Annotated in this window: 7 protein-coding genes; all 7 read left to right on the forward strand. The window is 56.2% G+C overall.

The genetic code is table 11. The features are described 5' to 3' along the window. Positions 1 to 10 precede the first annotated feature (10 nt). The gene (locus E9954_RS02400) at positions 11 to 2,152 is read left to right on the forward strand and encodes a hypothetical protein (RefSeq protein ID WP_136077648.1); all 2,142 of its coding nucleotides are present in this window, start codon (positions 11 to 13) and stop codon (positions 2,150 to 2,152) included. 59 nt (positions 2,153 to 2,211) lie between these two features. Then, positions 2,212 to 3,471, forward strand: coding sequence for an FHA domain-containing protein (locus tag E9954_RS02405; protein ID WP_168441901.1), 1,260 nt, complete (start codon positions 2,212 to 2,214; stop codon positions 3,469 to 3,471). A gap of 37 nt (positions 3,472 to 3,508) precedes the next feature. Next, positions 3,509 to 5,725 carry an FHA domain-containing protein gene (locus E9954_RS02410; RefSeq protein ID WP_168441902.1) on the forward strand — a complete coding sequence of 739 codons (2,217 nt, stop codon included), beginning with the start codon at positions 3,509 to 3,511 and terminating at the stop codon, positions 5,723 to 5,725. A gap of 171 nt (positions 5,726 to 5,896) precedes the next feature. Continuing rightward, positions 5,897 to 8,386 carry a virulence factor SrfC family protein gene (locus E9954_RS02415; RefSeq protein ID WP_168441903.1) on the forward strand — a complete coding sequence of 830 codons (2,490 nt, stop codon included), beginning with the start codon at positions 5,897 to 5,899 and terminating at the stop codon, positions 8,384 to 8,386. A gap of 18 nt (positions 8,387 to 8,404) precedes the next feature. Beyond that, on the forward strand, positions 8,405 to 11,014 hold the full coding sequence (locus E9954_RS02420) for a virulence factor SrfB (RefSeq protein ID WP_136077652.1): 2,610 nt from the start codon (positions 8,405 to 8,407) through the stop codon (positions 11,012 to 11,014). Between the two features lie 14 nt (positions 11,015 to 11,028). Next, on the forward strand, positions 11,029 to 12,180 hold the full coding sequence (locus E9954_RS02425; RefSeq protein WP_136077653.1) for a hypothetical protein: 1,152 nt from the start codon (positions 11,029 to 11,031) through the stop codon (positions 12,178 to 12,180). A 51-nt stretch (positions 12,181 to 12,231) separates the two neighbouring features. Next, a complete protein-coding gene (locus tag E9954_RS02430; RefSeq protein WP_136077654.1) occupies positions 12,232 to 14,451 on the forward strand; it encodes a hypothetical protein in 2,220 nt (739 codons plus the stop codon). Positions 14,452 to 14,640 lie beyond the last annotated feature (189 nt).

Consider the following 14,640-nt stretch of genomic DNA (forward strand, 5'->3'; position numbering starts at 1 on the left):
GGAGCTGGATATGAAAAATGCGAGAAGGAGAAGGGTTCGGCTTGCCGTGCCATCGTTGCTGTTGTTGATTGCCGGATGCGGAACCATTTCGCCGCCGATCAGTGAAAACCCCTATTTGGGCTATGTGCGTTGCAAGGCCATTCTGGACGATGCCAGCCAGAAGGCCGACTACCATGCCTTCAGCAAGCAGATTGAGAGCTATCAGGAGCAGATTGCCAGTAGCGAATTGAAGTCGCGCATGGTCGTCAAGCCCGCCGAAGGCATCAAGAAGCTCGATCAGTGGCAAAACTATGTGAACGAGTTGGAGCGGGTGATTGTTGTCCAGGAGGACCAGTGGATGGGTGCCGCTTCGGTGCTCAAACAGAAGGAGCTCATGGCGCTCCGGGATTTTTGGAGCCGTTCCCAGGATAAGCTTTCATTCGAAGGGGCGAAGGCATCGACCCCGTGGGAACGTGAGTTGACCGAGTCGGGATTGTTCCTGACCAACCTGAAGAAGGAAAGCGAGAACGCGCGGCTTCGATTGGATTCCTACCGCCAAAAACGCGACTATTTCAAAGCGCTCGATGAAATTCCCGCCCTGATGGCCTATGGCGATATTGGGAGCCTGAAAGAGATCGTCTTGGAAGAAGCCACCGTGCATTGGGTGGGGTTGGTGCGCGAGTGGTTGGTCGATTGCAAGCGACGCGAGCCGGAGGCCCAGGAACCCGAGTTGTTCAAGATCTATACAACAATCAATTCCTTTAAGGTGAAGAGCGGTATGCCCAAGCGTTTCGACGCGGTTATGGACGATACCATCGATACGCTGGGCAACAATTGGCGCCAACGGATTACCGAGCTGGGGGAGAACCGGGCCTATTGGGAGGCCTATCAACTTGCCCGGGAAAAAGTCGGTGTGGTGAAGGAACAATATGCTTCGCGCAGGGCGGACTTGGTGAAGGCGATCGGCGTTGGCTATCGGATCGTGCTCGACCAGGCCATGAAGCATTATCTTGACCGGGCTAACTCGAAGTATAGCGAGGACTTTTTCGGCATCTCCCATGTCTACGGATGCATGGCGCTGGAAATGATTGATTTCTGCAAGGAAGCCGGCATTGAGCCCAACACCCAGGCGAAATCCTGGAGCAAGAACATCGCCGACCTTATGGTGGATGTGGAGAAGAGAGTCGGGGAATTCCTGTCGCGCCGGTTGGTCATCTACGATTTTGAATCCGATGAGCGTAAACTCGGCCGGGAGCTCCGGTTGCTGGCCGCGCAATCGTTTGAACGCTCCGGCAACGCCTATGCCTGGGCCGTCACCGTTCCCGGCGGCAAGACCTTGGACGAGGAGTCGCTCCCTCCACCGGTTCCCGGCGAGACCGACTATGTGGTTTCGGGGGAGGTGTCGGATTATTCGGTAGAGCAAAAAGACCCCGTCTACACCCCGGTCAAACCGCTTGAGCGGGGGACGGAGCGCATCGCGCACAAGCCGAACCCGAATTATGGAATCAAAGGCCTGGACTTTAGCGAACACCAGACCATCCACGAGCAGGCGGTCGACATTTACCCCTGCAAGGAAGTGGAACGGCAAAAGCGCGTTTCGGTCGATCTCAAGGTCTCTTGCGACCATGGCGGCGAGCGGGCGATGGAGTTGTTTGCCCTGACGAAGGATTTTGTGAACGATGACCTGGAAGCCGTGATCTGGGCGAAGGGCAAGGAATATGGCGATCCGTCGGAATCGTCCCAGCCCCGGCTCAATCCCAACCGCGACCTGCTGACGGTGGATACGTTCCCGAGCGACAACCGAAAGGAATTGGCTAAGGATAGCGCGATCTACGAGGAGGTTGACCTATTGATTTTGGGAGGTCTCATGGGCCGCTTGGAAAAATTGCTGGGGCGCTATCCGCTGCAACTCATGAAAGGCAATCCGGGGAGTTCACTCGATGAACGTTGCGATCGCCTTGGCCTGGTGCTCGTTTATTGCGGTAAGCTTTCCGAGGGCGACCTGCAAAACGACCGCGACTTCAAGTGGATTCACCGCAAGAAACAGATCGAAAGCAACATTGAGATGTGGAACGCGAAGCGTTGGCCGGCCGAGGACTCTGTCGTGAAGAAAGAACTGGCCAAAATTTTCAAGACGGCGATTGATCTCCGGGTTGAGTTGGATAAACAATAATTCGATGAATAGGGATTCCATACCTGTTCATCGGTGTTGTCGTGATGCTAGGGCGTGACATGAGGATGCAAACACATTGGATGCTCACGGTTAGGGATGGAGCAAGGCCTCCGTTCAAGGTGATGTTGTCGCGTGGCCACAAGGTTGTGGTGGGGCGAACCCGAACCTGCGAGATTGTTCTCAATGATCCGTTGGTATCCCGCAAGCACTGCTTTTTCAGCGTTGGCGAAGATGGGGTCTTGAAGCTGTTCGATCTCGGAGCCCGGCATAAAACCTTGCTGAACGGAACCGCCGTTGAAGAGGGTTGCGCCGCCACGGTCGAGGACGGCTGCCAGGTCTGCTTGGGACGTTCTTCTTTCATACAGGTTGACTGCATGGGGGAAAAATCTTCAGGCGGGCTGGGGCATGGCCCGGATGCCGATGAGGATTCGGCAACCCCCACCACGGAGTTGGAGGAATCCGCTCCGGCCGAGGTTGTCGGATCGGGGCCGGCCGAAGATCCGATTGATGCGGGTGCTAAAGGCCGTTCCGGGAATGCCGAAGGGAAGCCTATTGAGGATGACCCCGGCGAGGAGAGCCGGGGCAATACGCCCCCGCAGGCTCCGACAAGCGCAACCGAGCCGTCCGGTCGACCGGATGAAACCAGCCTTGTTGACTTTGATGGGCCTGAGGCTCAACCTCGGCCCGACGGGCAAGCATGCGAAGTGGAGCAGGTTCCTAAGAATGAAGCTGATCAAGACCACGAGAAAATCCTGGGGCAGTCCCTGTCGGGAAAGTTGATCCTTCCAAAGCAAAGCAAGCCATCCCCGACGATTATAAATGCGGAGCGGAACGTGGGCGATGACGGGGCTTCGGGGGATGAAGAGGCCGCTATGCCGGGGCCGTCGGAAGCCGGTATCGAGGATGACACGGTCGTTGTTGAGACGATGGGATTCCACGAACAACCGCAGGGCAAGGCCGGGAACCAAGCTTTGCCCGTTGGAGACCAAGGGGATGAAACCAACTATGTTGATCCGGCGGAACTTCAAAAGATTTTGACGGGGGAATCGGGCATGTCGGTTTCGGATGGTGCCGGTCGGCAAGATGAAACCAGCTATATCGACCCGGCGGAGCTCCAGAAGCTCATGAAAGCAAAGTCCGGCCCCTTCGGCAAAAAGGGAGCGGCTCGCTCGGGGACTTCGCTAAAAGGGGGCGATGCCGGACATACGGTTGCGTCCGTTGGCGACCGTGGGGATGAGACCAGCTACATCGATCCGGTGGAACTCCAAAGGCTCATGAAGAGCAAGGCAAAATCTACAAAACCAGGCAAAGGGCGATAGATGCGGTCTCCGATTAGGTATGAATGCAGGTGTTGTTATGGACTCTAATGCAGTGTTGCGACTAACGGAAACCGATGGCGGCGGTAATTCCACGGAGCTTCCTTTGGTCAAGATGTCGGAATCGACCATCACCATTGGCCGAGGCGGCGAGGCGGACATTCGATTCGGCGAGGGTGATCAATCCGTTTCCCGGCACCAGTTCGAAGTCTCGTTTCGTGGAGGTTCGCCAACGCTCAAGAACACCGGCAGGAATCCCGTGGTCTACAAGAGCGGCCGGAAGCAACTGGCTTCGGGGGCGGAAATCAATATTGACTCTGGTTTGGAAGTCACGTTCCGGGAAAGCAAGCTTCGTTTCGATGTTGAAGTCCCCGAGGTTTATTGCTTGAAGACCAAAGGAGCCGGGGGGCGCGCTGAATTCGAGATCGAGCGCGACCGGAAGTATACCGTGGGCAGGAGCCCCGAATGCGATATCACGCTGGATTCGTCGGGGGTGTCGAGGCGCCATTGCAGATTGCAATTGGAAGCGGGCGAGGTCCTGAACGTCCATGATCTGGGAAGCGTTAACGGAGTCCGGCTGTTCTTGAAGGGGGAGTTGCAGCCTGAAAGCCCCGACATGGAAGTCCCGTGTGGCGTAAAATTCCTCATTGGCGACATCGAATGCGTTTTAGAAAAGAAGGGGCAGGAGTCCGGAGGCAGGAAGCCGATCGCCCTGCCGGCTGTGTTGGTGGTGGTGCTATTGCTGCTCATTTCTTCCGCCCTCTTCTTGGTGTTGAAGCCCGGAGGCTCGGACGGGCCATCCGTAGAGCCGGATGAATCTTCTCCCTCTGTTGCCGGAACCACTCAGGAAACCGGTGTTTCCGATCTGCCCTTGCGCCCAACCGAACCACCACGGAATGAGGAAGAGTCGGCTCGTCAGCGGAATATCGATCGGATCCAGGCGATTATTCGGGATGATGCCTCCTTTGATAAGAAAGCCTATCGGTTTGCCGGGCTGGCGAAAGATTCGAAGTTCAAAAGCCTGGTGCCGTTCTGCAAGCAGTTGGATGAATACTATTCCCAGTGCGGCAAGCTGGAAAAAATGAATGTCGAGTTGCTGAAGGAATATGAAAAACGGATGGAGGAGGCAAGAGGCTCGATTGAGCGGTTGGAGTTTGATTTTTCCACCTCGCTCTCCTTCGGGGCGCTCAAGAATGAAAGCGACAAGCTGATGGCCTCGTATGCCACCGTTTCCTCCCTGTTGCAGGGGATCGGCCTCGAGGCACCTGAATTCCCGGCTGAACTGACGGTCGCAGCCGCGGACCTTGTCGAAAAGGCAAGGTTGTATCAGGATGAGACCCAGAGTATTTCCTATATCTGGACCGATTTGGAGAACAGCTCGTTTGACGCCCCTTCCAAGTTCAAGGAAAAGGAGATGAAGCTATCCATCGACGCGCTGTATCCCGGTGAAGGCATTGCCCCGGACGTGTGCGCCAAAATCGGGGGAATCATCAACTACCGGGAGCAAATGTGGAGCGTCTACCAAGGCTTGATTGATCAGGTTGGCACCGTTTTGACGAACTACACGGAGTCTGGCGAGTCCAAGGTGTGTGAACCTGAACGATGGGTCATGCAGCCGCTAAGGACGACCATTGATGCCCCCGTGCCGAACTATTATGGGGAACCTCCGCCGCTGGCCGCTGTGTCGAGCTATCTTTACGGCCAGCTGGAGGCGATTTCCAGCACATGGACGAATCTTGAGTTCCTAACCCATTGCAGTGGTTGGAAAAGCGGGCTTGAGCAACGGCAACTCGGCTTCGGGGAAATAGATCGGGTCCTGCCACTGGTGGATCGGCTGTGCGTTGAGGCCTCGTTGAAAAGCGCGGCGGATTTGGATGCCGGCCTGAATCAATACCGGCAGATCACCGACCGTCTCAAACCCGGGGATGAGCTGGATCTGAGCGATGCCAAAAAACTGATTCTTGCCTACAACCTATGCCATCGGTATCTGGAGCACGAGGTGTTCAGCAAGCTGCGCGAGGAAAGCACGCGGACCGCCGAACGGGTGGGCAACGACTGCCTGATGCGCGTGGTTGACCGGTTGAAAAAGGAGTGTGCCGAAGGTTTGGCTTTGGATGGCCCGGAGCGCGATGCGTGTGTGGATAAAGCCGGGAAAATCCTGGAGATATTGGATCTAGCCGTTTCCATGCCTCCGGAATTCGAAACCCAGATTAAAGGGCGTAGGGACTGGGTCGAATCCAAGCGCCGAAAGATATAAAACCAATGACCCAAAGATTGACATGTTAAGGAAAAACGATTTCTTTATAATCCAAGCGGTTGTTCATGGGGCATTTCGGCATTGTGGTAGGGGTGTTTTGGGGGCGTTTGGCATGGCCATAAGACAATGGATGTTTTCAGCGTGCCAAGGGAAGTCATGGAGATAAATAGTATGAGTAGTGAGTTGCAGGAACTGACGGAGAAGTGCCTCTGCCGTGCGAAGGACTTCGATAATTGGATTGCGCGCAATCTTCCCAAACGCGTAGGAACGCGGCATCAGCTCTCTTCCGAATTGGCCGACCTGAACCGGAAGCGGTGCCGGGAGCTGAAGAATCTGAACCTCGCCGCTTCGATGCCGGTTGCCGTTGCGGTGTATGGGGCGAGCCAGGCGGGCAAGTCCTTGTTTGTTGGCCGGTTGCTCGAAAGCCGCAAACCGGGCGAAACGGTTCTTGGTTTCGATCCCAAGGATGCGCCGATCCCCGACTTGGACTTTCTCAACGATTTCAATCCCCAGGGCGGGGGCGAAGCCACCGCCGTGGTGACGCGGTTCACGTTGGGCAAGGGCTTGACGGATGCCATGAAGGCCGAAGGGTACCCGATTATGGGACGCATGCTGAACCGGAGCGATTTGCTCAAGTCGCTGGCCCGGGGATTTAAGGGCGAATGCAAATCGGACGATCAGGAACAGGTTTGGGACGGCGATCAAGTGGAGCGTCTTTTGAAGGATGATCTCCATCGGAGTTATCCTTCCGAGGTGGTCGATACCGATTGGCGGCTGGACATCTGCGAGGCGCATGACTTCCTGGTTAAGGAATATTGCGACAGGAGCATTGCCATTTCAGAGGACGCGCTGGCGGATCTCATGCGGCGATATCCGTTGAATCACCAGGGCTATGTTAAACTCTGCTGCCATTTGTTCTGGTATGACATGGAGCTGCTGAACAATCTGTTCGTGAAGCTCCTTGGGCTGCGGGATGAAGTGGGCGGCGACTCCGACCTGGTTTTCATGGAATGGGACGTGATTCCCTACATCCTGGACTCGCTGGCTCCGGACGAATTCAAACACAAGCGGCTGCCGCATACATCGTGGAACGATTTCGGGGCCGTGCACAAGGACGGCAAAGTGCTGGTCGGGAAAGGCGGTGGAAACCGGCTGGACTTGCGCCTGTTCCAAGGGCTGATCTGCGAACTGGTGGTTCCGCTCTATGCCGAAAACCTGACCGATCAGGTTCGGCACCTGTTCGAAACCGCCGACGTGCTGGACATTCCCGGCGCGGTGGGGGATGCCGGCCGGGCCCGGCTCTCTGCCGACCAACTTCAGAAAAAGGCGGAAACCAGCCAGACGCCCCCCGAATATGAAATTCTCAAGCGTGGCCGCGTGGGCTACCTGTTCGAAAAGTATGCGGCGGAAAAACAGATCGTCTCCCTGGCGTATATGCAGCGGTGGGGAAACATTACCGCAAAATCCGAGATCGGCCCCCAGCTTGATAAATGGGGCAAATCCACCTATGGCCCCGCCTGGCCCCGAGCCATGGGAACCAGTAAGGAGACGCGGAATGCCTTGTATATTGCCATGACCCAGATCGATAAGGAGTGTTCGTGGAACGCCGCGCCCAAAACCGAGGTGTTCGACGGGATCATCCACGGGCAGCTGGCCGCGAACCTTCATTTCATGGTGGGTTTCGGCGGCGATTCCACGCCGTTCGACAATGTCTATCTGCTGCGCCACCCGGGCAAGACAGACCGGAACCCGGCCTTCACCGATGCCGACCATGAAAAGAACTGGAAAGCCGAATTCCTCGATAGTTCCGCAGTCAGGAAGCATGTCGCCAATCCAGGGGAAAAATGGGATGCCGCGTTTACGGATGACGGTGGGGTGGCCTTGTACTTGAAGGAACTGACGCAATCCATCGATGGGGAAGCGCATCGCAAACGGCTGAAACTTTCGCTCGACAACCATTGGAGCGCGTTGTCGTCCGAGATGGAACGGCTGTTTGTCGATCCCTCCCTGGCCAAGGTGAAGAAGCGGATGCAGGAATCCACGGAGAAGATCATCGACTGGTTTGAGCGCGACAATACCGGATGGCGCTCGAAGTATTTCCGCGACGCGATCAGTTGCGACCCTGCCCTCATCGCCGGGACGATTTCGGATGCGATGGGTACGATGGCCATCCAGAATAAAGTGGACTACGAAGAGGTGGTCTCGGAAGTCATGATGAAGTGGGAGTCGTCCCGGAAATGGGAGGATATGCTGCTGCTGTGCAGGGAAGCGGACATCAAGGTGGATGTGTTCACCCATTATGCCGGGTATTTGAAGGATTATATTACCCAGTGCTGCTCGAAAGAGCTGGCGGCCTCCTTGAAGGAAATGGTTGGGGACGATGTTTCGCCGGGCAGCCTGGTGGAAAACCCGAAAGACTATCGCCAGGCCATTTATTCCACCATGGTGTTCGACGATTATTTGCTGACGCCCGGGCCGCGCGAAGGCTTCAGCGATTCGCCGGCGGAATCGGCGGCGGGAAATTACCTGATCTCATCGACCATACCCAGCCGCTACAGCCGCATCCTGCTGGAGCGGTTGTCCCAAGGGCTCGGTGAGGAGGGGCTGGTGGATCCGCCGGCGGGGAACGACGAATTGATTGAACTGATCTCATCGCTATAGCAAAAAGGAACCTGGGAAATGCCGAAAAAATACAATCTGTTCGCCAACACGGGCATGCAGTTCATCTACACGGGGCTGCTTTCTCCTGAGCAGGGGCTGAGTTGGCACAATCTCGATGGCGATAAGCTTTGGATTCAATGCCGCACCACGCGGGATGTGGGGGAAGTGGTTTTCTGTGTCGATACGAATACCGGATCTTCGTTCCATGTTTCGGGTTCCGAGCAGGGCGTCCCGCCGGCTCCCGTCTGCATTCCGCTGGAGACGCTGGGGATCGATGAAAGCATCGAGGTGGCGATTATCTCGGAAGACCGCGCAACCGGTCAGCCCAAGGATGTGGCCCTGGTGCTCGATCTGGGAAATAGCCGTTCCGTAGGCTTGCTGGTCGAAGGCGCGCGGGGAGGGGGCGTCACCCATATGCTACCCGCCCGGCCTTTTGAACTGACTTCCCATCACCTGCTCTGGAGAAACCCGACGTCGAAGGAGCAGCACAGCCAACAGGTGTTCGAGTCCGGATTCGTCTTCGTTTCCGACCCGGTTCCTCCGGTAGACGTCAAGGTCTTGAAAAAGATCCCTCCCCGTTACGAGGAGGAGGATCCGGGCAAGGGGCTCATGGCCAAAGTGTTCAAGAAAAAGTCCGGTCCCGTTCTGCTGGAGGCGGGGCGCGAATACTATGAAGCGATCCGGACGGATCTGTTCCGCGATATTTCGCCGGTTCGAATGGGGACGGAAGTGGATTTCCATCTCACCCAATCTTGCTATGAACGCGAAGGTCGGCCGGAAGCGGGCTTGAGCAGCCCCAAACGATATCTTTGGGCCCATGACCAGCTGGCGGGATCCTATTGGCACCAGTTCATTCCCGGGCAGGATGCCATGGGAAAGGTGGCGGGGGAATATTTCAAGCACCTGGACAAAAATGACCGGGATTGGGAGTCCGTGCCGATAAATGAAAGCATGGCCCTCCCGGCGCCGGCCTATCCGCGGAGAAGCATGGTCACCGCCTGTGTGCTCGAATTGCTGAACCGGGCCTACCAGCAGATCAATTCCGAAGAGTACCGGCTGAATACGCCGGATCCCAACCGCAAGCGTCTCCTGAAGCATTTGGTTATGAGCTACCCGTCCGGGTTGACCCGCGAGGAGCTCGGGCGCTACCGGATCCAGGTGGAGAAGGCGGTGCGGATCTTCTGCCACACCCACAAGCTGGATGGCAAGGAGCGAACCCAGTTGCGCATGGCCATCGACGAGGGGACGGCCGGACAGCTGGCCTTCATCTACGGGGAAACCCTCGCATTTGAATCCGCCGATTCCTGGCTGAAGGTGGTGGGAAGGCCGCGCCAGGACGGCAAGCACAGCGTCAGGATCGCCACGATCGATATCGGCGGCGGTACGTCGGACATGGTGATCTCCGATTTCATGGATCGCGCCGGCGGGGCCGTTACCGGCCTCGTTTGCGAAATCCGCCACGTCGATGGCGCCAACCGTGCCGGGGACGACCTGCTGGAGGCGGTGCTGCAGAAAATCATTATTCCCCAATTAGCCAACCAGGTCCGGTTGAGCCGCGATGCAACCCGGCAGCTCTTCGAGGGCGTGAGCGACCAGACGCTCGTGAATAAGAAGAGCGGATTCCTGCGGGAAATCTGGAAGCCACTGGCCAACCGGTATATTGCGATGGCCAACGGAAAGGACGGCGGTTCATTCAAGTTGAATGAGATCGGCCTGGTGAAAAGCCAGCGGGCGCTGGATGATTTCGAAGATGTGATTAAAAGCATGTCGGGTGGAAGCATTATTGTCGGCGGGCTGGGTGAAAAGGAAATCTGCTTCAACCGCGATGAGTTCCGGAGTGTTGTCATGGAGCTTTTCCGCCCCGTTCTGACCAATTTCTGCGATACGATATGCCGTTTTGATTGCGACATTGTAACCTTGGCGGGAAGGCCTTCCAACCTGCACGATATCCAGGAATTCGTGCGGGCCATGCTGCCGTTGCCGGACAAGCGCATCGTGCCCATGGGCAGCTACCGCACGGGGTCGTGGTATCCGTTGCCGGATCCCAAACGCCCCGGGGTTATCGGCGATCCGAAAAGCGTGGTGGTGGTCGGGTGCGCAATCGAACACCTCTGCAAGGTATACGGTTCCTTGGGGAGCCTGCAGGTGACAGTGGACGACGACAAGAAACAACTCTATTCCTACTACTGGGGAGAGGTCAGCAAGACCAAGACGACCTTCAGGAATAGCGAGGCGCTGTTCAAACCCGGCGAATCCGCCGAAGCCGGGGATGAAAAGGTGGTCGAGATCATCGGGCGCGAGATCTTCATCGCAAGGCGTTTGAGCAGTTGGGACGGTAGCCAGCCTGTTCCTACCTATGCCGTGCGCTACGCGAAAGGCTACGAACCCCACGGGCGGCTGTTGGCCACGCTCAGTTGCCAGCGCGGCGCCGGGGCGGAGGCCGGGTCGGATGAATCCCTGGTGCTTGCCGGGGTCGAGGGTTCGGTCGTGGCAGAGGATGGTTCCGTGGTGGAAGCCGTGGTGGGTGAGCATGTCGAGATCGTGCCCCGGGGAATGATCGAGGCGCAGCATTTCCTGGATGCAGGGGTCTTGCTGGGAATCGACTACAACAAAATATCGGACAACTAATCTAGGGGGATGCCATGCCGCAAACAACGGTAACCGATATATCCTTGGGCGATGTTTTTGGAGGGCTGGGGCTGGACCTTCGGTTCAAGGATTTTGCCTCCAATCCATATAAATCGCTTTCTGCCGCCACGGATTATTCCAGCCAGAGCACCTCTGTTCCCACCGATGCCCTCGCGGAGTACCGCTTAAGGCGGGCGGAAGCCCGCAGCAGGATGGCCACCACGGTGGCGATTCTGCTGTTGCTGGTGGCCGTGGCCGTGTTGGCCTGGCTCTTGATCCGGAAATCCTCGGGCGGTAAAACCCGGGCCGGCACGGGGGGGGCGTCCGGCTTGGGCGGAGGCGTGCCGGATGGGCAGGCAGCCTCGCCGCAATCCCCAAACGAGCCTTATGACCTGAAAGACAAGGAGATCGACCGCAAGGACAAGGAGATCGAGCGCAAGGAGATTGAAATCGAGCGCATGGAAAAAGATCTCGAAAAGGAGCGCGATAGAAGGCAAAAGGTGTCTTCCAAGTTTGAGGCGGAAAGAAGGAATTTCGAACGGGAATTGGACGGCGCCAAGGATGAGTTGAAGAAACTGCGGGACGAGGAGGAGAAGCTCCGGCGGGAGCTGGAGTCCCTGCAATCAAAGCACGATGCGGAGTTGCGTCTCACGCAGGAGCAATACGAGACCAAGGCGGCGGCGGTGCGCAAGCGGTTCGAGGAGCAGCTTTCCGAATTCGAAACCTCCCAAAAGCATTTTTGGCCCGAGGTGTTCCGGGAGGCCCCGGCCCTTGGGGCGTTTTGCGCGTGTGTGAAGGAATCGTTTGCGGAAGGAAGCAACTCGGCCGCCGCGCTCTATGCCGAACTGGTTAGCCTGGGTTCGCGTCTGGGGGACTTGCAGGCGTTTGTGAACCAGATCTCGCCCGTTGGGAAAGCGCTCTATGCGTGGATCAACGAGACGGGGCGGACGGGCGAGGGCTTCGATTCGCTTCTGGCCAAGTGGCTTTCGGAAAAAGTGTCCAGCGTCGATCTCAAGGTGGTGGCGGTGCAGCAAGGTGAGGCCTACAACAATTCCATCCACGATTGCGCCAACGTCAGCGGTAATTCGGTTTCCAGGGTTTTGTCGTTTTTGATCCTCGGAAAGTCCAACCGGACTGAGCTCAAGGCCATCGTTGAAGTTGGTTGAGGGTGAAAACACGGGGTGTGTGAATAGATAAGATAACGGGATGATGGGCTGATGGAAGAGAATGGAATCGAGAACGAATCCGGAGCAGGCAAGGCACCGGAAAACAGGTTTGCATGTTTGGGGATCGCAGAGTGCCAGCAAGTCCTTGAGCGCCTCAAGGGCGGGATCGTGGTGGATGAGCTGCCCTACACCGTCAAAGCCCTGCTGGAAGATTATAAATACGAGAAAAAAGCCCTGGGCCGGGAGGTTAGCGAACGCAAGACCGGGCTGGAGCGCTACCGAAGGAAGGCCGTCGATTTGCATATTGCCAAGGAGTATGCCCAGGCGCTCGAGGCCTACGACGCATATTTCCAGGAACTCGGGCCGCAGGTTTCGGATGCTGAGGCGGAGCAGCTCAAGCGGGAGTGCCAGCAGTATGTGGCGTTGGCCAAAAAGAAAAAAAAGCGGACGGTTGCCGCCGTTGTCATTGTCTTGGTTCTCTGTGGCATTGGCGTGGATCAGGTGTTGTACCGGAAAAACATCGAGGCTTTCCTGGTGGCCTTGGAGGATCGGGATTATGAAAAGGCAACGAAAAGTGCCATCCAGATTAGCTGGCGCTACGATACGGAGGCGGGGATATCCAACCTGGTCTGCTATCTGGATGAAAGAAATGAATTCAACCAGCTGTGCGGCCAGGAACTAACCCGGGCCAGCCTCGACCAGTACGCCGGAATCAAATGGCAGGAGGTGCAGGAATGGGTTGCCCAGGCCGAGGCCGCCGAAGACCTTCCCGAGGGGATTCAGCAGTTGCGCCAGGCTTCGCGAACAACAAGAATCCTGATCCAGGAGTGTGGTGATCTGTGTGCGATGGAGCAGGAGTTCGAGGAAATGTACGGTGCATGCAACCACAAGGATGCGGCGCACTATGCCCACGAGGAATGGGGGCACCTTCAGCAATTGCGCGATACGGATGTAACCCAGACCAACCTGAACCTGATTGTCGATCGCTACAACGTGATGGTTGAAATAACCAACCGGGTGGCCGTGTTGATGGACGCTGAAAAAAACATGCAGCCGTTCAAGGATCAATATGAAGACTTGGTGAAGGAGGAAAAAATCCAGGTTCAGGGACTGCTTAACTATACCTCAAGAAATTTGGAGGAAGCGCAACGGCTGGCCGGGGCTGCGGTGAAACAAGAAGAGAAGTTCGAGTTTGATGATGCGCGGCTCCTTTACATCCAGGCCATCGAGCATATCAAGGATTCTGGAAAAGAGCGGCTGGAGGTTGGAGACGAACTGGTCAAGATGGATCGGGCGAAGGAAGAGTTTGTTAACTTGTACAAGGCGCTGGATGTCGGTATGGCGCAAGAGCGCTTGCCCGACGATTGGCAGGCTTTGTCCGACCAGAAGGAAAAAGCGGAAACCGAATACGACAAGCCGGAGCGCTGGAAGGGGGAGGCGTACACGTCCTACAAGGCGGCCTCGGAAAAGGTGAGGATGCTCATAGGCAAGCTGAATCAAGACGATAAGAAGGTGGAGTTCGATCTCCTGTACGGCGAGCTGGATGTGGTCTTGGCGAAAAAGTGGTTTTCCGGTCAATGGGAGAAGCTGTCCGATCAAAAGAAAAAGGCCGACCGGGCTCACGAGCGAGGGGATCGGTGGGAGGATGTGAATCTGCTCTACCGGGAGGCGCTGGCCATGTTGAACAGCTTGACGGAGTCGATGCCTGAGAAAGATAAATTAGATGAATCCAAACAGGCGTTTGACCGGCTTTACTCCAAACTGGATATCGGTTTGGCGGATAAGTGGTTTCCCGAGGATTGGAAAGCATTGTCTGTCCAGAAAAAAGCGGCCGCTGAGGCATACGCAACGGGGGACGACTGGGAGACGGTCTATAATGCCTACGAGATTGCCTCGCAAAAGCTGGAAGACTTGCTGAAGGGGATATCCAATAAAGCGCTTCAGACCTATACCGAAATGGATAATGATATCGCTGATTCGATCAAGGAAGACCTTGAAGAATATTATCCTGATGAATGGAAAGCTCTCCAGCATCAACTTGATCAGGCTGGCAAGGAATATAAGATGCCTCGCCATTGGGAAAGCGATGCATATGAACTCTATTTGGCGGCCACAAAGAAGCTTTTTGACATTTACACAAAGGGCAAGGAGGAGAAAAAGTTTATTGTCTATTTCGGTAAAGAGCCCAAGCTTGAAGAGGAGTTGAAGGAACTTTTTGATATCATTGATAAATCTTCGACTTCAACAAGCAATGGGGTTCCAGATAAGTAGCCTACATGCCCAAGTCTGATGGCATGATGCGTCCTTTGTTTTAGGAAATGATATTGGCGGTGGCTCGGAAATATGTCGGTGCAGGAATTGACTGAATCGATCTTCGGATTACTTGTTGCCACAGTATTCGCCTTTGCCACATGTTTGGTCGCAGGTTGCGTCACAACTAGGCAGGGCGCTTCCGCTCCT

Source organism: Pontiella desulfatans (assembly GCF_900890425.1).
Lineage (GTDB): Bacteria > Verrucomicrobiota > Kiritimatiellia > Kiritimatiellales > Pontiellaceae > Pontiella > Pontiella desulfatans.